Consider the following 26,482-nt stretch of genomic DNA (forward strand, 5'->3'; position numbering starts at 1 on the left):
AAGCCGATAGCCGCAGGCGAGGGCATGAAGGAAGCTGGCTCCGGCTCGGAAGGGCAGCCGAACTTAGCGATGGGTCCATTTGGTATTATTACCCCTTCCTATGCACCTGATGGTGTTGCAATCAAAGAGAGTTTGGAAATTCCAAATAGTGATAACCATGCTGTGCTGATCCGTTATTCAGGCACGTATACGTACACCTTAATGGAATCCCGTCCTAAAGATGTGGAAGTAGGAGTCATATGGGGGCACGGCATTGATCTTGGCTTTACTTTAGGGCAGTTGACGGGAGATGAGCAGAAGTCGCTCACCTGGATGTATGAGGGTGTGAAGTACCGCTTGACGTCCAGTGATCTTCCGCAAAATGAGATGGTAAAAGTCGCACAATCCTTGGTAGATCAGTCGGGAAAATAATAAATGTGATGCGTTTCTCTCTGTAACTTCCATTTCTAATTTCTGTGTTGTTCGTTGACAGTCTTCCTGTTGAGCATTAACATATGTTTGTTAACGGATTGATACGGAGTGAGATGAAAGTGAAGAAGGTGACTGATATGGAAACGTACTATCGTCCGACGCGGGCCGAAATTAACGTAGATGCACTGCGTCATAACATTAAAGCGTTTCGAGAGGCACATCCGCACGAGGTGAAGTTAAGCCTATGTGTGAAAGCCAACGCCTACGGTCACGGAGCAATTGAAGTGGCGCGAGTGGCTGAACAGGCTGGCGCAGATTATTTGAATACAGCATTTTTTGATGAAGCCATTCAACTGCGGCATTCTGGGGTTGTAATGCCAATCCTCGTATTAGGCTACACGCCGCCGGAAGGGATTCCGACGGCGTTTTGCCATAACATAACATTAAATGTGTTCTCTCAGGAGGTTCTTGAAGAACTGGAAAATGTTAGTTCCTCATTAAGTGCGTCATTTGGTGGACGGCGATTGAAAGTCCATGTTAAGATTGACTCCGGCATGGGTAGACTCGGATTACGTACACCAGAAGATGCGGTGGCGTTTATGACACGATTGTCAGCGATTGATGGTGTAGAAGTGGAGGGTGTGTTTACCCACTTTGCTTGTGCCGATGAAGCTGACAAATCATACACTACGATGCAGCATCAACGCTTTCAAGCTGTTTTAGAGGCTTTGGAGCAAGCAGAGCTGCTGCCCCCTGTCATACATGCAAGCAATAGTGCAGCAGCCATTGATACACCACAATACGCACATAATATGGTGCGGATCGGCGTTAGTTTATATGGGTTGTATCCTTCTGCTGAGGTTAATCATCAGACTATTAACCTTCAGCCAGTTCTTGCATTAAAGACCAAGGTTGTGCATGTCAAGCAGGTTGAAGCAGGTGAAGCCATAAGCTACGGAGCGCGCTACCATACGCAAGCAGGCGAATGGATAGCAACTATTCCGATTGGTTATGCCGATGGATATTCCCGCTTATTGACAGGCAAGGCCGAAGTGCTCGTACGCGGCAGAAGAGTACCTGTCGTTGGCACCATTTGTATGGATCAATGTATGTTGTCGTTGTCAGTACTTGGTGAAGAAGCGGGGAACATACAGACTGGTGAAGAAGTAGTCCTGATTGGCTCGCAAGGAAGTCAGCAGATATTAATAGATGAAGTTGCCGACAAGTTGAATACGATTCATTATGAAGTCGCTTGTATGTTAGCGCATCGGATTCCACGTGTGTATGTAAGTGCAATGGAGCCAGATATTGTGGTGAACCCTCTATGGCACTCATCCTCGGATGCGTCAGACTGCACATCTTGTTAGCAGGTTCCTGAATTTACATGAAATTGATCATGCGAATGGGAAGGAATTTGGACAACACGGCTCGAATACAGAGTTAGGGTTGCGAAATATTTTGTATTGCATGAAATTTGCTCCTTGATCAACATACTTGATCTGCATGAGGCATATATATGCTTTTGTATAAATTTTCTATGGATTGACATAATGGTTACTAGGTAGGAAAGGTTTTGGGGGTGCGAGGACAGGTGGCCAACATTCAGAACACCAAAAGGATTATGATCAGCTTGCCCGACCAATTGTTGCAAGAAGTGGACGGCATTGTAGCTATGGAGAATTCTAATCGTAGTGAATTTATCCGACAAGCGATGAAATTGTATTTGAATGAACGCAAGAAGCGTCATATTCGTGAATCAATGCAGCGAGGCTATATGGAAATGGCCAAGATTAATTTGACGATGGCATCCGAGGCGTTCTATGCGGAAGAAGATGCAGATGGCACGCTTGGCCGTTTAGTAAGCGGGGTGTAGACATTGATCGTAAAGCGCGGCGACGTTTTCTTTGCCGATTTGTCACCCGTCGTTGGTTCGGAGCAAGGAGGGGTGCGTCCCGTCCTTGTCATTCAGAATGATATTGGCAACCGCTTTAGTCCAACTGTAATTGTAGCCGCAATTACTGCGCAGATACAAAAAGCGAAGCTTCCGACCCATGTGGAGATTGACGCGGCTACTCATGGCTTTGATCGGGATTCGGTCATTTTGCTGGAACAGATCCGCACGATTGACAAGCAACGCCTGACTGACAAGATTACGCATCTTGATGAAGAGACGATGCGTAAAGTGGACGATGCGCTACAGATTAGCATCGGCTTAATCGATTTTTAGTAAGTATATAAGTTAGAGAAGGGATTGGCGCGTTGAGCCGATCCCTTCTCTTTGTATTTGCACGGCGTGGCGTAGCGACGATAAGGTGGTAACGTCCACCCAAGCGGACATATTGGGGTGATGCTGCCTCTTTGAGAGCTGTTGGCTGAACCCAGCTTCACTTTTTCTTTGTTCGAAATATATAGGTTTTAATTACATACTCAAACAAGAGATACATCTGCCCCATCATGGAAACGAAAAGCGCAATAGAAAAAGCGGCTGCAAGCCCTGAGATGGATACATGCGGGAAAATGTGAAACACCACATAAATCACAAGCGTATCTCCCAGTACATTCACAATCAAAGCTGTAAATTTTGTCGGTCTTTTTTTGAGCAGTGCAACTATTGCAGCATACATAAACGGGTGTATAAAGGACTCTATCACCACAAATAAAATGATAATGTAGATGGCTACCGTAAATGCAGCGTAGGTATTCGGGAATGATAATGCATTGAAATAATCGCCAATACTTAAAAGGGTTAACGAGAATAAAAAAGAGATGGCAGAAACGATAGTCAATAGCAAAAGCGCTAATAATGGAACCAACCATAATTTAATCATGAAGGGCGGCTTATGCTCGTTGTCTTCACGGCTCACGATATAATGAATAAGGTGCATAAAGCCAACAAAAATGATCACAACAAAAAGTAAATATATCATATTCTCACCTTCATAATCAGGAAATAAGGGGCAACACAATTAATTCAATGTATCGTGGATAGGGGAAGGCACAGCTAGGGATGGGAACGGGGCAGTCTTTTACGGAAAATAAAAGAGAAACAATAATTGTCAATTATAAATATATGTTGGACTTATGGGGAAGTCAAAGGAACATCAAACTTTAGCAACGATTATTATGTATATATCAGCATACTTACATAAGAGTGGATTTTATAGTTCATTTTTGCGACAATAAGGGATAGGTTTGTAAAGGGTTACACGAACAGGTATGGAAAGGAAGTTTATACATGACCGTACGTGATGAAACGAAAGAACTCAAGGCGTTAGATGCGTCGATTGAACAAATGAAAGCAAGCGAACCAGAACGTTTGCTTAAGCAGCTTACGGCTGAATTGTCTCTTGGGAAGGGACAAGTTCAGCGTACGATTGAGCTATTGGACGAAGGAAATACGATCCCTTTTATTGCACGCTACCGCAAAGAAATGACAGGTGAGCTTGACGAGAATCAGCTTCGTGCGATTGAAGAAAGACTGGGATATTTACGTGGATTAGAGGAACGCAAGCGAGAAGTGCTACGTCTGATCGACGAGCAGAATAAGCTTACGGATGAGCTGCAGCAATCTATTGTGAAGTCGGTCAAGCTGCAAGAAGTAGAGGACTTGTACCGTCCTTATCGCCAGAAGCGCAAGACACGGGCGAGTGTGGCAAAGGAACGCGGCATGGAGCCGCTTGCGAGCTGGATACTAACAGAACCGAAGACTGGCAGTGTAGAGGCAGAGGCAGCCAATTATGTAGATGCTAATAAAGGTGTCGATAATTATGAACAAGCACTTCAAGGAGCGCTTGATATTATTGCAGAAATGATCGGAGACGATCCTGATATTCGTAAATGGGTTCGCCAATATACGTTTGATCAAGGTATTTTGCGTACAGAAGCAAAAGACAAAGCACAAGAGTCCGTATACGAAATGTATTATGCTTACCAGGAGCCTGTGAAACGATTGCCATCACACCGTATTTTAGCGATTAATCGTGGTGAACGTGAGGACATTTTAAAAGTCGCTCTTGATGTGCCAACGGAGAAAATAGCGGCTTACATGGAACGCAAGACGATTCGTGGCGCATCTATCGTTCGTGATTTGCTAATTACGACAGCAGAGGATGCTTACAAGCGTCTTATTGCGCCGTCTATCGAACGTGATGTGCGCAATGAGCTGACGGAGAAGGCAGAAGAACAGGCGATTCAAGTATTCGCGAGCAATTTACGCAGTCTGCTCCTACAACCGCCTGTTAAGGGGAAGACCGTGCTTGGCGTAGACCCGGCTTTCCGCACGGGCTGCAAGCTGGCAGTCGTAGACGATACGGGCAAGTTGTTGCAGGTAGCGGTTACTTATCCGACGGCGCCGCATCACAAGGTGAAGGAAGCGGAACGTACCTTTACAGAGTTGGCCGATCGTTACGCCGTGGAGTTGGTCGTTATTGGGAATGGTACCGCATCACGCGAGACAGAGCAATTCGTGGCCGATTGGATCGGTAAGCGTAAAGCAGAGAAGGGCGAATTGCTGCAATATGTCATCGTTAACGAGGCAGGTGCAAGTGTATACTCGGCTTCCAAGCTAGCACAAGAGGAATTTCCGGATTTGGATGTTGCAGAACGAAGTGCAGCCTCAATTGCACGCCGTATGCAAGATCCGCTGGCAGAACTTGTTAAGATTGAACCCAAAGCGATCGGCGTTGGTCAATATCAGCATGATGTCGCACCTAAGCGGCTTGAAGAAAGCTTGGGTGCAGTTGTCGAGTCGGCTGTTAACCATGTCGGCGTAGATGTGAATACTGCTTCACCTTCACTATTATCTTATGTATCAGGGATAAATACGACGTTGGCCAAAAATATTGTCAAATATCGTGAGGAAAACGGCAAGTTTACTGAACGCCGTCTGTTGCAGAAAGTTCCCCGCTTAGGGCCAAAAGCGTACGAGCAGTGTATCGGTTTTATGCGGATTACGGATGGGATAAACACACTCGACAGCACACCAATACACCCGGAATCGTATAAAGTAGTGGCGCAGCTATTTAAGCAGCTTGGCGTAACGGACAGTGCAATCGGAACAAAAGAGTTGACGGATAAGCTTGCTCAAGCAGACGCTGCAATTCTGGCCGATCAGCTCGGCGTAGGTATTCCGACATTAAAGGACATTGTGGATAGCTTGCTTCGTCCGGGACGTGATCCACGTGAAGAATTGGCGCCGCCGATCTTCCGTACGGATGTATTGCAGATCGAGGACTTAAAACCAGGTATGGAATTGCAAGGAACGGTTCGTAATGTGATTGATTTTGGTGCATTTGTAGATATTGGCATTAAAAATGATGGGCTTGTTCACATATCACAATTGAGCGGCCGTTTTGTTAAACATCCACTGGATGTTGTATCGGTGGGAGATAACGTAACGGTATGGGTACTCAGTGTGGATCTTAAAAAGGGACGAGTAGGTTTAACGATGCGAGCACCAGAGCAGTAAAGCGAGTTGTAAATAAATTGGATTTGGACAATGTTGAGTAATCTAAGTCTGCCTGTCGTGAAGACAGGCAGGCTTTTTGCTATTGAGATAGGCGTACGCCCTGACACAGCCACATACATCTTCATATGCTACAGATAGGCAGATATGGACTCCTATAAAGGGGAGGGATGTAGTTATGGCGAAACGTTGCAAAAAGAGTAACAGAGGAATCTCGGTCAGTAACCCACTGCTGGCGCAATCCCAACTCTCCGATATGGCTGAGAACATCACCAACAATAAATATGAGCTGACATCCGACGATCTCGCCTTAATTGCCGGTTATCTCGGTGCTTTTGGCAGTATTATTGCACTGGCTTCCTTAATCAAAGCGAATCAAGAGAAAGCGGAGGAAGAGCAGCAGAAAGAGGATCAAAAAGATGCACCGCTTAATACGGAACAGATCGACGAAGTTGTGCTAGCCAGTATCAAGAGGCTGAAGCAACGTAAGAAGCTATAGCCTCTTGCTTAAAGGTTAATACCAGAACATCGGATACCGTCTTCCGGGTTCCAGATTGTTGATTACCAGGGCGAGCAGGACGATAAGGAGTGAGCCGATCAGCACAGGGCTAACTAAATAAGACCAACCGCATCCCGCAGTAATAACGACAATCGGATCGGCACCTGCCGGGGGATGAGTCGTCTTGGTGAGCATCATGGCACTAATAGCAAGTCCGACTCCAAGAGCAAGCGTCATCGGACTTGATCCGCCTAAATGATATACACATAAGCCAATACAAGTGGAGATCAAATGCCCACCGATTATGTTGCGCGGCTGCGATAAAGGCGCATCCCAGAGGCCAAAGGCCAGAACAGCGCTGGCACCAAAGGGAGCCATAATCCAAAGGGTTGAAGTCCAACTGCTAAGAAGTGCGAGCAGCAAAATCGAGATAAGTCCGCCGACAAACCCAATCACCGACGAGCGCAGGGATACTTTAAGGGGTGATCTGGCAGTAGTGAACATTTTAGACCAATATCTCCCTTGGTTCCTTAAAGCGAGTAGGTGCTGCGGAAGCGGAGACGAAGCGGGTTGAGACGGGGATTGAGAAGCAGACTGAGAAACAGACTGAGAATGAGACATGAGTGAACACTCCTTTTTTAATGACAAATTAATAAATACATAGGTTACTAGGTATTTAATGAAATAATAAATGTAATTGTAAGGTGTGTCAATCCCAATTCTTTTCTGCCATCATTTTTGCCTAAGTTTGATGCTACTAGACGTTCACGTTTAAGCACGAGTTATGTATGAGTTAATATTACTTAGGTAAAGCAGGCTGCATCCTCATCGCCGTATTGGGGGGCATACGCAGGGGATTGGCTGCTTGCGTGGGAGGTTCATTTCCGATATTCTAATATTATAAAATCAAAAACATACTTAACTATGTATTTATGTATTGGTTATGAATAGATGAACGATAGCGGGGGAGTTGTTTGTGGACGAGCATCAATTATTTATGCAGGTGGATCCAACGTTAACCTATAGTATGAATACCCAAGTCAAGGAACAACTGAAGTGGCTGATCGGGATTGGGCAGATTCAGCCTGGCGAGCTTTTGCCGCCGGCAGTTCAGTTGGCTGAACAGCTTGGACTTAATCGAAATACGATTAATGCCGTGTATGTGCAGCTTAAGGAGGAAGGGATTGTTTCGATCCAGAAAGGAAAGGGCACTGAAGTACAGCATAGTGAGCAGGTGAGGAAGCTTAAACAAAGCCGAGGCATTATGTATGAGCTATGGCACAGCATGTCTGATGAAGCATGTGATCGTCAGTTGGATGTGCGGGAATTAGCCGTAGCGGGACTCGCTTATACGCAATTGTTTCAGCTTCCTGTTCGCCATATACCTGAAGTGTTATTTATCGAATGCAAGGAGCATGATGCTCCTTTTTATGAACAGGAAATTGTCCGTATTACCGGAGCCCATACAACAACGCTTTATCTGGAGGATATAAGACACTCCCATTTATCGTTAGAAGACAGCTTAAGCCGCGCGCAATATGTGGTGACCACGCTAAATCATGCGCAGGAAGTACAGGCGCTTCTTGGGGATAAGCATGAAGTTATTGTGCTTGGTGCGGCAGTGGAATTTCATGCGCTGCTTGATCTATCCAAGCTTCAGGCAGGGACGAAAGTCGGTTTTGTATGTCTTGGCTTAAAAGGCGGGCAGTGGATGGCTGCAAAAGCAGATGAGGCAGGTATTGACCATATTGTTGCAGTCCCGCTTGGGATGGATCATCCTGATTCATTGCAGCAGTTTATAGCTCAATCTAGTTCTGAGCACAGCAGACTGTATGCATCACAAGCTGTATATCGTCACGTTCAAGCGGTTGCTCCCGATCTTGCCGTCCATTATCCGATGAGGCTGGAAGCAAGCAGTGAGAGCTTGTTACAGAGCATCCGTCAGGAGGAGTAATCGATTTGAAAAATCCCGCCATCAGATAGGATGTGCGGGACTTATGGGCGCCAGCCCGCAAATTAAGTTTGCTGATGAGAGTCGTTGCTACCATCTGGAGGTTCAGGCGGTTGGGGGGAAGAGGCTTGATTAGCTCGTTGCAGACGTCGCTGCTTCCATTTAATAGCGAGCTTGTGGATTCGTACGGTAAAAAAACCAGCACTCATTCAGCAGCTTGATTTGTCGGCGGTCCTTCTTTTGAAAGGCGCGCATCAATTGGTTGCTCAACCATTGCGGCATTCGTATACCTCCTTTGGGGAGATGCGGATTCTCGTTGTACCGCTATATTATGGGCGGGGGTGGAGATACGTGCAGGTCCGCAGGAAAGAAATAAAGACCGGAGACCGTCTGCATTAGATACAGAAGTCTACCGGTCTATTCTTATGATGTCTTACTTATGACAGCTCTGCTTCTTCCTCATACCATTGTTCCAACTGTGCGAGTAATGCACGAATCTCGGTTAAGAGTGAAATCAATGGATATTCCGATTCTTGGATAGCTGCAAAAGCTTGTTCCAGACGTGTCATATATGCGATCCCGCTAGTCAACGTGTCCTGCTCGCGAAGCAGCTCAAGTTGATCACATTCTGCTACTGCAAAGGGAAGGCGAGGCACGTTATTGGCGGTCAGCTTGCCAATCTCTTTATTTAAGCGGAGATTTAATGCGCTTAGTTGATAGGCGTAATCCGCTGGCATTTCGACGAACTCCAGTTGTGTGTCCTGTTGAAAGATGATATAACGCATCTTCGACATAGGGTAGTCCTCTCCTTCATGTCACTTCTATCGTATAAATGGCAAAGTTCTTATGGGATACTCTTGACAGTGTAAAGGAGTTCGAGTACAAATTCAAGTAGGATCACCTTTAGCATAGGTTAGCAGTTAAACGGACGAAAGGCGGACACAATGACAAACAATTGGTCCAATGACGGCCTACAGCGCTGGATCGAGCAAATATCGGCTCGTGACTTCGGAAAACCTTTCCGGCATTACGCGCGGTGGAATACACGCTTGTCTTCGACCGGAGGCCGCTATCTTTTGAAGTCTCATGATATTGAAATTAATCCGAAGCAATGGGAGGCTAACGGTGCAGAGGAAGTGGAACGGATCATTAAGCATGAATTGTGCCACTATCATCTGCATTTAGAGGGAAGAGGTTATCAGCATAGAGACGCTGATTTTAAACGTTTGCTTGCTGAAGTGGGCGGGTCTAGGTATTGCAAGGCGCTGCCAGCCATACGGAAGAAGCGAACGGAACCTTATCGATACTTCTTGTTGTGTCAGGCATGCGGTCAGCGTTACAGACGGAAACGAAAGGTCGATGTAAAGAAGTACGTATGCGGCAAATGCCGAGGCAAGCTAACGCTTGAAGCTATAGCTGAATAACGAGTTAGCATCTTATTGGAGGAGGGATTATCGGATGGCAAAATTGGAAGGCAAAGTAGTCGCGCTGACAGGCCCGCGCAAGGCAGAAGAAATGTCCGCACTTGTGCGGAAGCAGGGTGGGACGCCTCTTATTCGTGCCACACAGGGAACACTGCTTGCAGGGTTCGATCATCTCGACAATGAAGTTGACAAGCTTTTGAATCAGAATCCGCCAATGGATTGGGCAGTCTGGACGACCGGTATGGGGCTGAACATGCTAATTGAAGCGGCAGTGGATGCCGAGAAGCGGGAGCTATTGCTGCAACAGTTTGCAGGTATGAAGCATGCAGCGCGTGGTTACAAAACCATTAATGCACTTCGCAAACTAGGAATTACACCAGATGTCCGTGATGACGACGGCTCCACACTGGGGCTTGTACGTGGTATGCAGAGTCAAGGCATTGAGGCTTGGAGCGGTAAACATGTGTCGCTACAGCTTCATGGCGATCCTGCTCCCACACTGGTCAGCTTTCTAAAGGAAGCTGGTGCAAGTTGGACGGAATTGATGCCTTATCGCCACACACCTCCTGCGGAGCAAGAGTTGGCGCTATTTGTGCAAGAACTGCTTAGCGGCAAGATTGATGCCGTTGCGATGACTAGTGCACCGCAAGCGCGTTTTTTATTTCAATATGCGCATAAACACGGACTTGCAGCTGAATTACGCCGAATATTTGCTGAGCGTACTTTAGCAGCGGCAGTAGGCAAAGTCACTGCTGCTGCGTTGCAGGATGAGGGTGTGTCACGTGTACTTGTGCCTGAAGAGGAACGGATGGGCGTTCTAATTGTAAAATTGTCACACTGGTACGATGAGAAGCTAGTTTAACGAGATAGGTGTGACAGGGGAGTTAGGGTGATACGTCAACGAGGGCTCTCCTGCCACATCAAATGATTCGTATGTAATTGTGGGCTATTTTTTCTTTTGAAATTGTAAGGCGCGGAAATGGTGTTGACACTTATCGTTGTTTATGATAAATTTGAAATTGTCATTCCCTGATAGCTCAGTTGGTAGAGCACTCGACTGTTAATCGAGTTGTCACAGGTTCGAGTCCTGTTCGGGGAGCCACTATGGAGAGATACCCAAGAGGCCGAAGGGGGCGCTTTGCTAAAGCGTTAGGGTGTAACAGCCGCGGGGGTTCGAATCCCCCTTTCTCCGCCAGTTTATTTCATACTTTTGAAGTTATGAAGAGAATCCCGTGAGGGATTTTTTTGTTTTTGGCTTTTATGGATTGCTGCGTTCTTTTTATATGTCCTCCTTTGTTTATCCTCGTTCATGTAATGATTTAGAATATACACCTTATGTGTTTTCAAACCCTTTCAGGCATCTAACCGTCATCGAAACGGAATCGTGCTGCATATCTCGCTAGAATTTAAAGAGGATACTGACCTAAGCGATACGGATGCAAAATATATCTCCAGTGGGCTGCTGCATGGGTAACGAGCTGAGGGAATTCTTGTCGCGAAGCTGAAAAGTGAGGAGAAATACTATTTTCATACCTGCCAAACTTTTTAAAAAGTATCAAAATAATATTCATGCTACATATACATTTATAATAACGAACGTTGCAGGTGAATTTAAACGGCCTCAGTCTATTTAATTCAGGATCAAGGCCGTTTAACTATTTTTTAGTATTTGAGCTGTCTACTGGGCTGGGTGCAGTTCTCTTAAACTGTAACCTCTTAGTACATGCAATACAGAACAAGTAAAATGAAATGGAGTTCTTCATATGTAAACTTATAACTTATGATCTGTTGGAACTAGCCTCATGTTCATAAGAATATTGCGCTCGCAAATGTCTTCTGCTGCTGTTGGTGAGTATTAAGATAAGGGTGATGATTAATGGAACTACGCTCAACGGCTGCGTGGAAATAGTAAGTACGAGATGAAAGATCGTAGAAGTTACGATTGTTTTGAACCATTGATTTTTTATGCTGTACAGGCTTAAGATCACAAGGCATACAGGTATAAATATGCTGCCTATAAGTTTTCCAAAATGTGCCTCGTTGAATTCACTTGCACTGATACCTAGGCGGCTTCCTAAAAATCCATCCTTGAAGCCTTCCCAGACCGAACCTCCAGGAATAAAAAAGGAGCCTGCAAGCAGGATATATGCTCCATAGTATGCTAAACCAATTATTTGTATCCAAAAAACAACCTTAATACTCATAGGTCTGTATGTCATTCTGAGTATCCTCCTGTTCATCTTGTTGTATTCTAAACTTCATAAATAATCTTCTGCTTACTCATTAATGAAATGCCTTCGATTTCCAATTTTCATAATCATATACTTGTCCAAATAAGATTCTATCACAATAAAATAAGTAAAGAACATTTAATACTTTTTCATTTACGCAATTATTGTTTACGATGCTTCGTATGGTGTTAATGGAAAGGATGGGACATGATATACAGATAGATGTCTCTAAGGGGATGAGTTAAATGAAACAGGGACCAAAAATAGAAAAGCGGGCATCGTTGTATGTGGCAGGCAGAGATGTAGCAGAAGCAGCAGAGCAAATATTAAATAATGAGCAGGTGAGTAACCGTGCTTTGATGCAAGAGCAGTTCAAAAAGTGGCAGCCTTATGATCTGTCAGTTGCTTATCGTGAACTGGAGTTAAGGCATAGATCGCTCTTAATTGATCTTATTACACTTGAACCTCTCGTTGACATGATGCGAGAACTCGAGCCCCGGCTTCAAATGGAGGTTCTACAGCTAGTTGGCCGTGCACGGGCGGCTGAGGCGCTTAACCGGATGGATAACGACGACTTGGCGGATATGATGGCAGAAGTGCCTTATGATGCGAAGGAGTACATGCTTTCGTTGATGGAGCAATCCGAGAGGGATACGGTACGTGAGCTGATGACATACGGGCGCGAGACGGCTGGTGGCCTGATGACGAATCGTTACGTATGGTTCTATAACCGGTATACCGTTAGGGAAGCGGTCGAGAAAGTGAAGTCCTTTGCAGAGTTGACTAAGCATGTGCATTATTTTTACGTCGTTAGCGAAACGAAAGAACTGTTGGGGCGTTTAACTTACCGGGAACTGGTGCTTGCACAAGAAGAAGATCGTATTGAAGATCTGATGCAGGAAGATGTCATCTCGGTAACAGCTGATACGGATCAGGAAGACGTAGCCCGCTTATTTGAACAATATGACTACTTATCAATGCCTGTTGTAGATGACAGCAGTAAGCTGCTCGGCGTGGTCACCATTGATGATGTAATCGACGTTTTGCGCGAAGAAGCACACGAGGATATTAATAAGTTATCTGCGACAGACAAGACGATAGATTTTCGTACCCATCCGTTTACAGCCGCGCGCCGTCGTCTTCCTTGGTTGATTATGCTGCTTTTGCTGGGACTTGTATCCGGCAGTATAATTAGTGGTTTTGAAGATACGCTTAGCAAAGCTGTCGCCCTTACTTTCTTTATGCCGATGATAGCGGGCATGACAGGGAATACTGGTACACAGTCTTTGGCTGTTGTCATACGTGGTCTGGCATCCGAGGAAAATTTGGACAGAGGGATCATCACTCGTCTGCTGTGGAGAGAATTGATGGTCGGGCTGCTCATTGGAACGGTATGCGGAGTCAGTGTTGCACTTGTCGCTTTGTTTTGGCAGTCCAGTCTTGCGTTAGGGGTTGTTGTGGGCAGCTCTTTGTTTCTGACGATTATTATAGGTACGATGGCGGGAACCATTATCCCGATCCTGTTGTTTAAATGTAATACCGATCCGGCAGTGGCATCTGGCCCGTTAATAACAACACTGAATGATATCTTCTCATTGACGGTGTATTTTGGAACAGCAACACTATTCCTTAGTTATATTATGGATTAGGAATTTGGCGGGAATGGACGGTACGTAGAGAGGGGATAATAAACGAAAGGTTGTTGTTATAACCGCTGAAGTACTGTACTGTATATTTGCTATTTTGTGGATAGGTAAATGTGAAAAAGCTGTGCATACTGTAGTTAGTCTTGTGGAAATAATAGGTTTTAAAAAAAGGCTTGTCAACTTTGTTTTCGTTTGATATACTCTTACTTGTCGCCGATGAGGTGACGGACGAAGATGAACGACATGGCCCGTTGGTCAAGGGGTTAAGACACCTCCCTTTCACGGAGGTAACAGGGGTTCGAATCCCCTACGGGTCACCACTAACTACTCAACTGTAGTAGAACGTGTGGCACACAGCCGAGTTCAGACATCATGAGCCATTAGCTCAGTTGGTAGAGCACCTGACTTTTAATCAGGGTGTCGAAGGTTCGAGTCCTTCATGGCTCACCAGTTATTATTTCTGGTGAGATGCAATAGCATCAACCCCATATGTGCGGTAGTGGTGGAATGGCAGACACGCTATCTTGAGGGGGTAGTGGGCGTACGCCCGTGGAGGTTCGAGTCCTCTCTACCGCACCATAACTTTAATGTAGACAACCTTCGTGATACGAAGGTTTTTTTTGATTTATTTTAAGGTTAAACTAATGGAATCGCAGTATTATTTTGCGACTCTTTACATATAAACGGGCTCCAATTGCATTTTGTCTTTCTCACGGATTCCTGTTATGATCATAATCATGAACGCGATACGCATCATACTGTGTATGAAGCAGAACGGTTATGTCAACGAGCAAAGAGGTGCTAAAGATGATTATTATTAAGAGCAAGGAAGAAATTGCGAAGATGCATGAAGCTGGCAAAGTGCTGGCTGCTTGTCATAAAGAGATCGCTAAATTGATCCGTCCAGGCATTACAACGCTGGAAATTGATCGTTTTGTTGAGCGGTTCTTGAAGGAGCATAACGCAACACCAGAGCAAAAGGGTTACATGGGTTATCCCTTTGCAACATGCGCTTCGGTTAATGATGTTATTTGTCATGGTTTTCCCAATGAAACCGCACTTAAAGATGGTGATATCGTTACGATTGATATGGTTGTGAACTTAAATGGCTGGTTAGCTGATTCTGCATGGTCTTATGCAGTAGGCAACATTTCTGAAGAAGCGGCTCATTTGTTAAAGATTACGGAGCAATCCATGTACAAAGGGATTGAGCAAGCGATTGTAGGTAATCGACTTGGTGATATTGCAAATGCGATTCAGACACTTGCAGAGTCTGAGGGTTTCTCTGTTGTGCGTGAGTTCATTGGGCATGGCATCGGGCAAGAAATGCATGAAGATCCGCAAGTGCTGCATTATGGTCCTGCGGGCAAGGGTACACGCTTGAAGGAGGGCATGGTTCTTACGATCGAGCCGATGCTAAACACAGGCGTATGGCAGAGTAAGCGAGATCCTGACGGCTGGACGGCTAGAACGCGCGATGGCGGTTTATCCGCTCAGTACGAGCATACACTGGCGATAACGGCGGACGGTCCGCTTATTTTAACCAAGCAGGATTAATCATTAGCTAGCAAGTAATAATATATAACGAAGGGCACCGGTCTATGCTCGGTGCTTTTTTTGAAAATGTAACTGACATTTATCATCGTCTGGTGCACAGTACAGAATAGTACCAAAAAGAGGAGCCATCCAAAGGCTCCTCTTTCCGTTCTAATTACGATTTGATATTGCGTGTTGCCAATTTATAATACAGACAATGAATAAATTTCTATATTAGACATGCGATGTAAAGAATCTACACTACGCTCTTGTTAACACTTGTTCAATTCGCTCTAGTGCCCAATCCAGCTCTTCTGTCGTAATAATTAGTGGAGGCGCAAAACGAATCGTGTTGTCATGTGTTTCCTTGGCCAGCAAACCTAAGCGTTGCAACTGTTCGCAGTATGGTCGGGCTTGTTCATTCAGTTCCAGTCCGATTAAGAGGCCGCGACCGCGTAGTTCTTTAATGAGTGGCGATTGCAGTTGGCGAAGCCCAGCCATAAAGTAATCGCCAAGCGCTTGCGCACGATCAGCAAGCTTCTCGCTTGTGAGAACGTCCAGTGCGGCGCAGGCGACCGCGCTGCCGAGTGGATTGCCGCCGAAGGTTGAGCCGTGCGAGCCAGGCGTATATGTGCCGAGCACTTCGGCATCGGCTGCGACGGCGGACACGGGGATAACCCCACCGCCTAGCGCTTTGCCAAGAATGTACATGTCGGGCACGATGTGTTCCCAGTCGCAGGCGAACATCTTGCCAGTACGGCCTAGACCAGTCTGAATCTCGTCAGCAATCAGCAGAACGTTGTGCTGTTTACACAGGTCCTGTGCTGCCTGAAGGAACCCCGGTGCAGGCAAAATAATGCCGGCCTCTCCTTGGATCGGTTCAACCAAAAACGCGGCTGTATGCGGTGTTATGGCTTTCTCAAGTGCCGCTATATCACCATATGGGATCAACTTGAAGCCTGGTGTAAATGGACCAAAGCCGCGCTTGTAAGCCTCCTCCGATGAGAAAGAGGTAATGGTCACGGTGCGACCGTGAAAATTACCGTCACATACAATAATTTCGGCTTGATTATCTGGAATGCCCTTATGCTCATATCCCCAGCGTCTTGCGGCTTTAATAGCTGTTTCGACTGCTTCAGCACCTGTATTCATCGGGAGAATCATAGCTTTGCCCGTAAGCTTGGAGAGACGTTCGTACAAATGTCCAAGCTGATCGTTATGGAAAGCGCGCGAGGTTAGTGTCACCTTATCAGCCTGATCCTTTAAAGCTTGAATGATAGTCGGATGGCGATGTCCATGATTAAGCGCCGAGTATGCGCTTAACATATCCAAGTAACGATTGCCTTCCGGGTCTGACACCCAGACCCCTTCCGCTTTTGAGATGACGATTGGCAGCGGGGTATAGTTCCGTGCTCCATACTTCTCAGTCTGATCGATGATTTTAAAAGTATGATTCAAGCGTCGCGCCTCCTTTTGTTCATGTTGTAAGGTTACAAAATTTGTTCGCCCAGCAAGGAGCCGATAAGACCAATTGCTAATTGAACGGTACGTTTATTTGAATCCAACAGTGGATTCACTTCAACAAATTCGGCAGATGTAATGAGGTTTGATTCATACATAAGTTCAAGTGCAAGATGTGCCTCGCGGAAACTTACACCTCCAGGGACCGCAGTTCCAGTGCCAGGTGCTTCGTAAGGATCCAAGCTATCAATGTCAAAGCTGAGATGGACTCCGTCTGTGCCGTCGCCGACAATGCGTAAAGTTTGCTCCATAACGTATGGCATCCCTTTGCGATCGATGTCATGCATCGTAAAGCAGGTAATGCCTGCTTCACGGATATAATCACGCTCTCCTTGATCTAATGATCGTGCTCCGATAATGACGACTTTAGCAGGGTTAATAGGGGAACTGTGCTGTCTAATTTGTGTAAGCAAGGGGTGCCCCTGACCTAGATTCACAGCTAGTGACATGCCGTGAATGTTGCCGGTAGGGCTTGTGTCCTCCGTATTCAGGTCACCGTGGGCATCAAACCAAATGACCCCTACGTTGTTATAACGGCGTGTAATGCCGGACAGTGTGCCAATGGCAATGCTATGGTCGCCGCCGAGAATAAGCGGGAACCGCTCTTGGCTTGCGATAGCTGCTACGCGATCTGCCAATGCACGGTTGAGAGCGACAATTTCGTGCAGATGCTTTAGCTTCTTGCTGGCGGGCGGCTGCTCTTCTATAACAGGCGGAGGGGTCACCGCACCCTCATCTATTACTTGCAGGTTTAATTGATTTAAATAACGAACGAGACCAGCCTCCAACAAAGCTGCTGGACCTGCTTCGGCGCCAGCTCTGGCGGCGCCCTTTCCATAAGGGACACTTAACAACGAAATAGGTCTACGGTTCATACGTGGTGCTCCTCTCGAGTGGCAATAATCGATTTTTAGGATGAAAGCGTTAACAAATGCTCGGGGATAAATAAGGATGTAGGGGGAGATTCGTGTATTCATGCTAATCGGTGACGTTCTCATTTTAAGAAAAATAGATTACGACAATATAGTACGACAAGTTCGAGGCATAGTGCCAGAGCTAAATGCTTGCTCACACAACAAATGATGTCGCTAAAAGCTTTAAATTTAAGCATTAAGAAAGGAGGTGATGTATAATATGTGCATATAAAGGCTGCATAAATGTATAAAATGAGGGTGGTTACATTGTAATATCGTACCAGTATGTGGATAATTATTTGTAGATCATGAATGGACTTGAATGTAAATGCATCTATATTAACGGCAAACTGTTTTGAATATTGATAAAAATTATGCGGGAAATGAAATTGAATTTTTGTAAATAGAGTCTTTACATTCGTCATGGAACACGATACAATAGCAATTGTCCCTTTAAAAAGGTAAAACATGCGGTAGTGGTGGAATGGCAGACACGCTATCTTGAGGGGGTAGTGGGCGTACGCCCGTGGAGGTTCGAGTCCTCTCTACCGCACCATCATTTTTTTATAAATAATGTAGGTTATAAATTCAAACTAAAGACCGATATTTACCAAGTTTATTTTTGGTGAATGTTGGTCTTTTTTGCTGCTTGATGAATAGAGGGTTTAAAATGAATAAGGATTTATACAAGTGAAGAGTTAATGGACAGTTGATTTACCTCCTTTAATCTTCTAATTTAGGTAAACTAATGAAACTGATTCATAAGCCCGATAATAATATATAGGTAGACAAAATATATTATTAGGGAGATAGAGAGAATGAAGAAAAAGTCCTATTTATGTATCATTGTTAGTATTTGCGTAATGTTTCTTGTTTCAGCCTGCACAAGCAACGAAGAAAAGGTCGCAGCTATTAAGAGTGAGGTTGATGCATTAGAGGAGAAAGGGCAATATAAAGAGGCTATCATTAAATTTGAAGAAATATTAAAAATTTCTGATGAGGATTCATATAAGAGGGAGCTTACTAAAAAGAAAAAACAATTAGAAGACGACCAAAAACTTATTAACAAATTATCGGAATATCGAAAACTTCTTTTGTCCATACAACGTGATAAATTAGCTAAAACGAAAAAAGAAATTACGTATGTCGACTTGCATTATATACTAAATGATATAAAGCCGATGTATGATGAAATTAGCACGATTAAAGCTGATAGAAACAGGGATGTAAAAATGTATGTTAAAAAGCTAGTTGATGCACAAAGTTTAACTCAATACACTATGCCTAATTTGTTTACTGAAGAATACGCTACATCTGTTGATGCTGCTCGAAGATTAGATCTTCCTGGAATAAATATCGGTGGTGAAATAGGGTCCATGTTGGACGATATTAAAATGCTGGATCAAATGTCCAAAGATTTGCATATATCAGCGGTGGATCAATACGTAGAGGATATATTAGATGTCCCTGTACCTAACTCGCTTAATATCTAGGAATCAATTTAGTAATTGATAATAGTTAATATTATTGCTTTACCCTAAGCCGAATATTACAAGTTGGAATCTTTTAATATGTAAAAAACCTTACTTTAATGGTAAGGTTTTTTTGCGTGTGGATAAGAGAGTAAAGGAACGGTTTATTTATAGTGTTAATATCATTTTGTGTTCAGCGAACGAAAACTACAGGTCTTTATAACTATATGTTATAGTAAAAAGTGTTCATATGAAAAATATTTCACATTAAATTTGGCCTAACTATTAAGTTTGGTAGAAAAATGTCGAAATATATACTGAATATACTTTTTCATTTTTTCATTTTCATTTCATTACGGAAATATAGATTGGAGTGCGATGAGTCAAATCAACAGGAACAGTCATCAAGTCAAAACATTATAGGAGTGAACCAAGTGAATAGACTGAAAAGCATGTCGTTTTTTGTGAAAAACTTATTATTAACCTCCGTAAACATCATTTTAATTGGTACGATCCTTATTACAGTCAACTATTTAAATACGGAGTACATATTAACGGATCAACTGCACAAGCAGATTGAAACCGTGACTGACAGTTGGGTCAAAGGTCTTGATACGAAAGCTATAGCTGCTGCGATTAAAGAGAAAGATTACGACGGACCTGTACAAACCAAGCTTCGTCAGTATTTAAGTGAAGTTTCGAAGTATAACCCTAACATTGCACAGGCTTACGTATTTGGTGTCGAGCTACAGGACGGCAACAAAACCTCTCTAGTGGCCATGCCTAACAACTTAATGGAAGATTTCAGAAAAAATAATGTATTTATCGGGGATTTGTACGAACAACCGGGAGAAGTTGCGAAAGCACTGGGTAAGATGATGGAGTCGGGCGAGCCTACATTTACAAGCTTCTACTCCGACATGTTTGGTACATGGACTACGATCGCTTATCCACTTAAAGATTCAAGCGGTAAAATTTTCGCTTATTTTGCAGTTGATGCGGATGCAAGCATGGTACCAGAGGGGCTTCATTCACTCCTTTGGAACGGATTGCTTATTTTGCTTGTTCTTTTGATTGTTGTGCTAGTTATACAGTATTACATTGTACGACTCACGTTGTCGCCGATTAAAGATCTGATTAAAGGGATTGCAGAAGTTAGTCAGGGCAACTTCGACGTTCAGATTAATACAGGTAAAGATGACCTAGGTGTCGTAAATGAGAGATTTAACGAGATGGTGCTTAAGATTCGCGATATGATCGTAAAAGTACAACAAACGTCGATCGAAGTGACAGAATCGGCTAGAGGACTGCTGGCGATTACAGAAGAGAACACAGAGCGGGCTAACGTCATTACGAAAAATATGCAAGAAGTATCTCAAGGCATTCATATGCAAGAGCAGGCAACAACAGATAGTGCGCGTGCGATGGCTGAGATGGCGACTGTCATTCAAACGATCGCAAGCAGCTCTTCTACAGTATCGGATGAAGCTTATGCGATGGAGGAAAAATCGCTCAAGGGGAACGAAATTGTACAACAAGTGGCAACACAGATGGAATTGATAACGAAGTCAGTTGACCATACGTCCAGAGTCATTAAAACATTGGAAGGCCGTTCAAACGAGATTGGCGACATTTTGCATATTATTACGGGCATTTCAAGCCAGACAAATCTGTTGGCGCTAAATGCGTCCATTGAGGCGGCTCGTGTAGGCGAGCATGGCAAGGGCTTTGCGGTCGTTGCAGGAGAAGTTCGTAAACTGGCCGAGCAATCGGAAAATTCTGCGAAGCAAATTGCAGAACTGATCGGCGAAATTCAATTGGAAATCGTAAATGCGGTTAAAGCGATGGAGAAGGGTACGGAAGATGTGCAGCGGGGACTTGTAATTACCGAACAAACGGGACGCCTCTTTAATGATATTTTAAATGCGACTAAAGCGGTAACAGGTCAAATTCAAGATGTTTCTAGTGCTACGGAAGAAATATCAGCAGGTACGGAAGAACTGACGGCAACCGTACAAGAATTGTTGGCGACAGCACAAACGACCGCTGAGAGCAGCAGCGCGATTACATCTACGGTGGAAGAACAAACGGCATCGATGTCTTCTATCCTGCATGAATCGAACCGATTAACGAAACTGTCTGAACAGCTGGAAGATTTGATTACGATGTTCCATGTGAGCAAGGACACCAATGCAGATGAAGGTTCAAAGTAATCTCGATTAGTCTGGATTAGCAGCATGGCATTAACTTTCAACTATAAAAAAAGAGAAGCCTATATTTAGAGATAAGGTGTTGGAGGCAAACGTACATGATCGCAACTTCTATGAAACCAAACACACTTGACAAAAGTACCATACTGCCTATGCTGCAAGTTCCTTTGGACGCGGCAAGACATCTGCGCACTTACGATTATAATGAGTTAACTTTTGACTTTTCTGGAAAATGGAATAGCGAGCTGGCTGCTGTCATTCAAGCAGACCAGCTTCATCCTGTGTTAATGGCTGCCTATATGGTCTGGATCCACCGTATGTCGGGAGAGAAGGAGCTTATGGTGGCTACCAGCAATACCGATGGACTTATGAGTGCGGTATTTGCCTCGTTGGAAGGTGGGCAGACGTTCCAGACATTAACGGACTCCATTCAAGCTCAGTTGGCTAGCAGTCCGCTGCTGCATGAAGCTGTAGGCACAGATACGGTGTTCCAAGTCAATGCGAAATCAAGCCGTGACGTGAAGCCGATTATGGCATGGAGCGTTCATACGGATAAACAGCAGTTCCGGCTGCTCATTCAGTATGACCAGTCTCTTTTGCAGCGTGTAACGGTTGAACGATACGTTGTTTATTTCAGTAAGGTGCTTGATGCGGTATTTCATGACCCGAATGTACGTATTGGCGACTTTGATATACTAACTGAAAATGATCGCAAAGTGTACGGGCAGTTAAATGATACCCGCGCCGATTATCCCGAGGAGCAGACTATTCACGGCATGTTTGAAGCTGCGGTAAGCCGGTTTGCAGCACGTACAGCTATTTCGTCGCTCGAAGCAAGTTATTCTTATGCGGAGTTGAATGCTCGTGCTAATCAGGTCGCTCACATGCTGCTTGCTAAAGGATTAAGCAAAGGAGACTTTGTGACGATCTATATGGATCGGAGTCTCGACACCGTTATTAGCTTGCTAGGGATTATGAAGGCTGGTGGTGCTTATGTTCCGGTTGACCCTGAGCATCCAGAGGAGCGTAATCAATATATCGTAGAGGACACGAAGTCTGCCTTTATTGTTACGAAACGACAATATACGGACAAGGCAGCACATTTATCATCTACCATTTCGACGGTAAAAGAACTCGTCCATATCGATGCTGACCTGAGTGTGTATTCAACCGTTGATCCGGCAGTGGACGTTCAGCCTGATGATCTCGCCTACATCATCTACACGTCAGGCTCGACGGGCAAGCCTAAAGGTGCACTTATATCGCATAAAGGTGTCGTTAACCTGGGATTTGTCGTTCAGCAGGATTGCCAAATAAACGAGCATGAGGTGTTGACCCAATTTGCCACCTACAGCTTTGACGCATCGGTTTGGGATACGGTAGGTGCGCTGTTCTTTGGTGCACATTTGTACTTGTTGTCGGCGGAAGAACGTGTATCTGTAGAAGAGTTTGCAGAAGCCATCGCACGGACCAATACGACGATTATTACGATACTGCCGACCGTATTTTTTAATCAATTGGCGGCACATCTGTCTGATGAAGGCTATAAGAAGCTGTCCAAAGTAAAATTAATTACGGTTGCGGGTGAAGCCCTTTATGGCGAGCAGGTCCGTGCATTCCAGCGTAAGTTCGGCGAGCAGATCGAGATTGTAAACGTCTATGGACCAACAGAGTGTACTGTTTGCACCACGACACATAAAGTGAGTGAACTCGTACCGGAATCTTTAAGTAACATTCCGATCGGGAAGCCGATCAGCAATTATAAAGTGTATATTGTGAACGAAAACGATCAGCTTTGTCCTGTTAATGTACCTGGTGAAATATATATTTCAACGGTTGGACTTGCCAAAGGATATTTAAATCAGCCTGAGCGCACGGAGCAGTCATTTGTTTCCAGTCCGTTTGATGCAAATGAGCTCGTGTACAAATCAGGTGATATTGCACGTTTGTTGGCGGATGGAACGATTGAATATGTGACCCGTAAAGATTCGCAAATTAAAATTCGTGGACATCGGATCGAGATTGGGGAAATTGAGGATAAGTTGGCTCAATATCCAAATGTTCAGGACGTAGCTATTATTGCCAAGAAGGACGATGAGGATCAAAATGTTCTTGCTGCGTTCTTTACGACCAAGGATCAATCACAAGTATCGATTGCAGATGTACGCGTGTTCTTGGGAGAAAAGCTGCCTTCCTATTTTGTGCCAAAATATATGACGCAATTAGAGGCAATGCCAATTTCGCCTACTGGAAAAATTGACCGCAAGGGACTAGCGGCGCTTGAGATCGAGCAGCAGCAGCTAGCAGAGCGTGTATACGTAGCGCCACAAAATGAAACGCAGCGTCAAATTGCGGAAGCATGGGAGCAAGTGCTGCATGTGAAGCCGATTGGCATCCATGACAACTTTTTTGAGATAGGCGGAGACTCTTTGCGTGTAATTCACGTTCTGGCCCTGCTCAAGCCGCATTTTCCGAATTTGCGAATTAATGATTTCTTCCAATATAAGCAGCTAATTGAATTGGCAGAGCGTGTGCAGGCCCTGTCGGAATTGTCCAGCGTGACGGATGAAACGCAGTCAGCGGAGTGGATCGTAACGGATTTGAATGAGCATCCGGTCCGGTTAGAAAGTTCACATGCTGCGCAGAACTTTAAGCAGCCACAGCATGTCCTGTTAACGGGAGCAACGGGATACTTGGGATCACACATCCTGTATGAACTATTAAAACGATCAGATGCGACCGTATACTGCTTGGTGAGAGCGTCGATGTCAGGAACAAGCTTTGGACGGTTACAGGATACGATGAAGCAGTATTTTGGCGATTCAGTAACAGCGCTTATGCAGGATCGTGTACGGGCTGTTGAAGGTGACTTGGAACGTGATCATTTAGGGTTATGTGAGGATGATCAGGTTTTACTGCGTGCGTGTGTTGATACAATCATTCATAGTGCAGCAGATGTACGCCACTTTGGCGAAGTCGAGCAATTCGCGAAAACTAATGTGGCAGGTACGAAGTTCCTGTTGGATATGGCGATGGCAAAGCAAGGTGTCCGATTCCATCACGTGTCAACGATGGGGATACCGGAGGACTTGGCACTGGAAGGCAAGTGGGATAAAGCGCTGCAGGAGCAGGAACTCGCAGCCGATCTTGCTGCGGAAAATGTATATACGAACAGCAAGCTAGAAGCGGAGAAGCTGTTGTTTGCCGCGGCAAAGCAAGGGGCAGCGGTTAATATTTACCGCGCCGGTAATTTAACTTGCCATTCGGAGCATGGCCGATTCCAGAAAAATATCGACAGCAACGCTTTCTATCGTATGATTAAAGCGATGCTTTTGCTTGGCAAGGCGCCACAAGCGAATTGGTATGTAGACTTTACACCGATTGATTATGCAAGCCAATCCATTGTCGCATTAGCGTTAAGACCCGACACGAGCGGACAAGTATTCCATATTTGTAATCCACAGCAAGTTTTGTATGCTGATTTTATTGAACTTATTAATCGTTGTGGATACGATGTCGAATTAATGAAGTTTAACGCCTACAGCAATTGGCTGTTTGACGCGGCGATTCATAAAGATACAGAAGCACTGCATCTTGCTATGGCTCAGCTAGAAGGAGACGGTGCTAAGAACTCCAACTATCGTTATGGCTGTGTGCATACCGCAGCAGCGCTTGCAGAGACAGATGTTAAATGTGCACCTGTGGACGAAGCCTTTATTCGTCGGATGATTGCACATGCTGTTGACGTTGGATATTTTCCACAAGGATAATGTATCCTTTAGAACGCTGACGATGTGGTTATATTTATCCCTTATAAAATGAATTTTTGGAAAGCCGCCCCCTACTTGCTGCAAAAGTAGGGGGCGGCTTTCTTAGCTGGATTATTTCCTGGCGGCAGGGTTGACAATAGTCAGTAAATCATATATCTTTAATTCAAGATAAATAAAATAAAGATATATCAACATTAAGTTTGTGTGCACAGATAATAAACAGATTATGCTTTATGCAAAGCCCCAGTTGTGAAATGGCGGATGATAAAGCTCAATTCTCGGATGCATACTCGTCAGGGTTTTGTACGTGTACGTTAGAAATCTTGATCTCAAGAATATTGGGATAAGAATATGTAGTTGAGGTGCGTACAGGAACAACAGTACATGTCACTAAGACGTAGTTCACAGGCAAGAGGCTCTGGGCATTAGCATCACGTCAGGAAGTGATGACAGAGCATGATATCACATAAGGAGTGGATGAAGATGACTTTACAAACAGCAGGAATTCATCATATCACCGCATTTGCAAGAGACCCGCAAGCAAATGTAGATTTTTACGCTGGCGTACTTGGACTTCGATTAGTAAAAAAGACGATTAACTTTGATGCCACTGAAGTATATCATCTTTATTTTGGCAATGAAGCAGGAAGCCCAGGCACAATCATTACGTTTTTCCCGTGGCCAGAGTCACGGCGAGGTCGTGTAGGCGGTGGTCAGGTTGGCATAACGTCCTATGTGATCCCACCTGGTACGATGGATTTTTGGGAGCAGCGGCTGCACAAATTTGGTATATCTACGATGAAAGGCTCCAGATTTTCAGAGAGCTATTTACAATTCACTGACAATGAGGGGTTAAAATTAGAACTAGTGGAGCGTGAAGCAGGAGTCAATAGTGAGTGGTCTTTTGATGGAATAACGCCCGATAAAGCAATAAAGGGGTTTGGTGGGGCTGTCCTTTACAGCGTCAATCCGGACCAGACGATATCTGTGCTGGAGCAGGTGCTTGGTCTACGAAAAGTTGCTGAAGATGTGGGATATGTTCGTTATAAAGGCACAAGTGATATTGGAAATATCATTGATGTTCCAAGAGCCAGCATGGATTGGGGGAGTGGCGGAGCAGGCACGGTCCACCATATTGCGTGGCGCGCGACAGACTATGCCGAGCACGAACAATGGCGAGACGTTGTGGAGCAGCATGGATACCAGGTCACGCCTGTTATTGATCGTCAATATTTTAATGCGATTTATTTCCGCGAAGGTGGAGGCATATTATTTGAGATCGCAACAGATCCTCCAGGCTTTGCTAAGGACGAATCTGCTGATGCGCTTGGTAAAAAGTTGATGCTGCCTGCATGGTTTGAACCCCACCGTGCTGAGATTGAAGCGAACTTACAGCCCATTACATTGCGACAATTGGAGGGGAAATGACCATG

The 26,482-nt window shown here is 44.7% G+C and carries 22 protein-coding genes and 6 tRNA genes; 21 read left to right on the top strand and 7 right to left on the bottom strand.

What is annotated here, in order from left to right; all coding sequences use genetic code 11:
* The 4 genes from H509_RS25570 to H509_RS0115520 form a co-directional block, all read left to right on the top strand.
* Positions 1–411: DUF4367 domain-containing protein (locus H509_RS25570; RefSeq protein ID WP_157277814.1), on the top strand; the 411-nt coding region annotated here is incomplete at its 5' end.
* A gap of 137 nt (positions 412–548) precedes the next feature.
* Complete coding sequence (gene alr / locus H509_RS0115510; protein ID WP_028545884.1) at positions 549–1,778, top strand: alanine racemase; 1,230 nt, start codon at positions 549–551, stop codon at positions 1,776–1,778.
* A 224-nt stretch (positions 1,779–2,002) separates the two neighbouring features.
* Positions 2,003–2,284 carry a CopG family ribbon-helix-helix protein gene (locus H509_RS0115515; RefSeq protein ID WP_028545885.1) on the top strand — a complete coding sequence of 94 codons (282 nt, stop codon included), beginning with the start codon at positions 2,003–2,005 and terminating at the stop codon, positions 2,282–2,284.
* Between the two features lie 3 nt (positions 2,285–2,287).
* The gene (locus H509_RS0115520) at positions 2,288–2,638 is read left to right on the top strand and encodes a type II toxin-antitoxin system PemK/MazF family toxin (protein ID WP_028545886.1); all 351 of its coding nucleotides are present in this window, start codon (positions 2,288–2,290) and stop codon (positions 2,636–2,638) included.
* Positions 2,639–2,795: 157 nt separating this feature from the next.
* Here the strand turns inward: H509_RS0115520 and H509_RS0115525 are convergent, their stop codons facing one another.
* Positions 2,796–3,275 carry a hypothetical protein gene (locus tag H509_RS0115525; protein WP_157277753.1) on the bottom strand — a complete coding sequence of 160 codons (480 nt, stop codon included), beginning with the start codon at positions 3,273–3,275 and terminating at the stop codon, positions 2,796–2,798.
* A 371-nt stretch (positions 3,276–3,646) separates the two neighbouring features.
* Between H509_RS0115525 and H509_RS0115530 the strand changes: the two genes are divergently transcribed.
* Positions 3,647–5,878, top strand: coding sequence for a Tex family protein (locus H509_RS0115530; protein ID WP_028545888.1), 2,232 nt, complete (start codon positions 3,647–3,649; stop codon positions 5,876–5,878).
* 175 nt (positions 5,879–6,053) lie between these two features.
* Positions 6,054–6,374, top strand: a complete 321-nt coding sequence (locus tag H509_RS0115535; protein ID WP_028545889.1) for a hypothetical protein — start codon at positions 6,054–6,056, stop codon at positions 6,372–6,374.
* A gap of 15 nt (positions 6,375–6,389) precedes the next feature.
* Here the strand turns inward: H509_RS0115535 and H509_RS0115540 are convergent, their stop codons facing one another.
* Positions 6,390–6,995, bottom strand: a complete 606-nt coding sequence (locus H509_RS0115540; protein WP_084159228.1) for an HPP family protein — start codon at positions 6,993–6,995, stop codon at positions 6,390–6,392.
* Positions 6,996–7,350: 355 nt separating this feature from the next.
* Here H509_RS0115540 and H509_RS0115545 point away from each other — a divergent pair, with 355 nt between their 5' ends.
* A complete protein-coding gene (locus H509_RS0115545) occupies positions 7,351–8,328 on the top strand; it encodes a GntR family transcriptional regulator (RefSeq protein ID WP_051287231.1) in 978 nt (325 codons plus the stop codon).
* Positions 8,329–8,487: 159 nt separating this feature from the next.
* Here H509_RS0115545 and cmpA read toward each other — a convergent pair whose 3' ends face one another.
* Both cmpA and H509_RS0115560 read right to left on the bottom strand, forming a co-directional pair.
* Positions 8,488–8,607 carry a cortex morphogenetic protein CmpA gene (gene cmpA / locus H509_RS27740; RefSeq protein ID WP_157277755.1) on the bottom strand — a complete coding sequence of 40 codons (120 nt, stop codon included), beginning with the start codon at positions 8,605–8,607 and terminating at the stop codon, positions 8,488–8,490.
* 155 nt (positions 8,608–8,762) lie between these two features.
* Complete coding sequence (locus H509_RS0115560; protein WP_028545892.1) at positions 8,763–9,119, bottom strand: hypothetical protein; 357 nt, start codon at positions 9,117–9,119, stop codon at positions 8,763–8,765.
* 150 nt (positions 9,120–9,269) lie between these two features.
* Here H509_RS0115560 and H509_RS0115565 point away from each other — a divergent pair, with 150 nt between their 5' ends.
* From H509_RS0115565 to H509_RS0115580, 4 genes are all read left to right on the top strand, one after another.
* Positions 9,270–9,749, top strand: coding sequence for a SprT family protein (locus H509_RS0115565; protein ID WP_028545893.1), 480 nt, complete (start codon positions 9,270–9,272; stop codon positions 9,747–9,749).
* Positions 9,750–9,783: 34 nt separating this feature from the next.
* Entirely contained in the window at positions 9,784–10,611 is an 828-nt protein-coding gene (locus H509_RS0115570) for a uroporphyrinogen-III synthase (protein ID WP_028545894.1), read from the top strand.
* A 164-nt stretch (positions 10,612–10,775) separates the two neighbouring features.
* A tRNA-Asn gene (locus tag H509_RS0115575) sits at positions 10,776–10,851 on the top strand.
* Between the two features lie 4 nt (positions 10,852–10,855).
* Positions 10,856–10,944, top strand: a tRNA-Ser gene (locus H509_RS0115580).
* Positions 10,945–11,527: 583 nt separating this feature from the next.
* Here H509_RS0115580 and H509_RS0115585 read toward each other — a convergent pair.
* Positions 11,528–11,968: a hypothetical protein gene (locus tag H509_RS0115585; protein ID WP_028545895.1), complete on the bottom strand. Its 441-nt coding sequence runs from the start codon at positions 11,966–11,968 to the stop codon at positions 11,528–11,530.
* A gap of 257 nt (positions 11,969–12,225) precedes the next feature.
* On the opposite strand from H509_RS0115585, the gene mgtE reads away from it, so the two are divergent.
* From mgtE to map, 5 genes are all read left to right on the top strand, one after another.
* Positions 12,226–13,629, top strand: coding sequence for a magnesium transporter (gene mgtE, locus H509_RS0115590; RefSeq protein ID WP_051287233.1), 1,404 nt, complete (start codon positions 12,226–12,228; stop codon positions 13,627–13,629).
* 242 nt (positions 13,630–13,871) lie between these two features.
* A tRNA-Glu gene (locus H509_RS0115595) sits at positions 13,872–13,946 on the top strand.
* A 54-nt stretch (positions 13,947–14,000) separates the two neighbouring features.
* Positions 14,001–14,076, top strand: a tRNA-Lys gene (locus tag H509_RS0115600).
* A 43-nt stretch (positions 14,077–14,119) separates the two neighbouring features.
* Positions 14,120–14,205, top strand: a tRNA-Leu gene (locus H509_RS0115605).
* Positions 14,206–14,433: 228 nt separating this feature from the next.
* Positions 14,434–15,183 (top strand): type I methionyl aminopeptidase, encoded by a 750-nt coding sequence (map, locus tag H509_RS0115610; RefSeq protein ID WP_028545897.1) that lies wholly within the window; start codon positions 14,434–14,436, stop codon positions 15,181–15,183.
* Between the two features lie 240 nt (positions 15,184–15,423).
* On the opposite strand, the gene H509_RS0115615 is transcribed toward map, so the two are convergent.
* Positions 15,424–16,620, bottom strand: coding sequence for an ornithine--oxo-acid transaminase (locus H509_RS0115615; protein ID WP_028545898.1), 1,197 nt, complete (start codon positions 16,618–16,620; stop codon positions 15,424–15,426).
* A 32-nt stretch (positions 16,621–16,652) separates the two neighbouring features.
* Positions 16,653–17,558, bottom strand: coding sequence for an arginase (rocF, locus tag H509_RS0115620; RefSeq protein WP_028545899.1), 906 nt, complete (start codon positions 17,556–17,558; stop codon positions 16,653–16,655).
* A 509-nt stretch (positions 17,559–18,067) separates the two neighbouring features.
* On the opposite strand from rocF, the gene H509_RS0115625 reads away from it, so the two are divergent.
* The 5 genes from H509_RS0115625 (at position 18,068) to H509_RS0115645 (ending at position 26,477) form a co-directional block, all read left to right on the top strand.
* Positions 18,068–18,153, top strand: a tRNA-Leu gene (locus H509_RS0115625).
* Between the two features lie 262 nt (positions 18,154–18,415).
* The gene (locus H509_RS0115630; protein ID WP_028545900.1) at positions 18,416–19,090 is read left to right on the top strand and encodes a hypothetical protein; all 675 of its coding nucleotides are present in this window, start codon (positions 18,416–18,418) and stop codon (positions 19,088–19,090) included.
* A 413-nt stretch (positions 19,091–19,503) separates the two neighbouring features.
* A complete protein-coding gene (locus H509_RS0115635; protein WP_028545901.1) occupies positions 19,504–21,282 on the top strand; it encodes a methyl-accepting chemotaxis protein in 1,779 nt (592 codons plus the stop codon).
* A gap of 110 nt (positions 21,283–21,392) precedes the next feature.
* The gene (locus tag H509_RS0115640; protein ID WP_425414244.1) at positions 21,393–25,049 is read left to right on the top strand and encodes a non-ribosomal peptide synthetase family protein; all 3,657 of its coding nucleotides are present in this window, start codon (positions 21,393–21,395) and stop codon (positions 25,047–25,049) included.
* Positions 25,050–25,532: 483 nt separating this feature from the next.
* Positions 25,533–26,477 carry a ring-cleaving dioxygenase gene (locus H509_RS0115645; RefSeq protein WP_028545903.1) on the top strand — a complete coding sequence of 315 codons (945 nt, stop codon included), beginning with the start codon at positions 25,533–25,535 and terminating at the stop codon, positions 26,475–26,477.
* Positions 26,478–26,482 lie beyond the last annotated feature (5 nt).

The sequence above is a fragment of the Paenibacillus taiwanensis DSM 18679 genome, from assembly GCF_000425125.1.
In the GTDB taxonomy this organism is placed as follows: domain Bacteria; phylum Bacillota; class Bacilli; order Paenibacillales; family Paenibacillaceae; genus Paenibacillus_B; species Paenibacillus_B taiwanensis.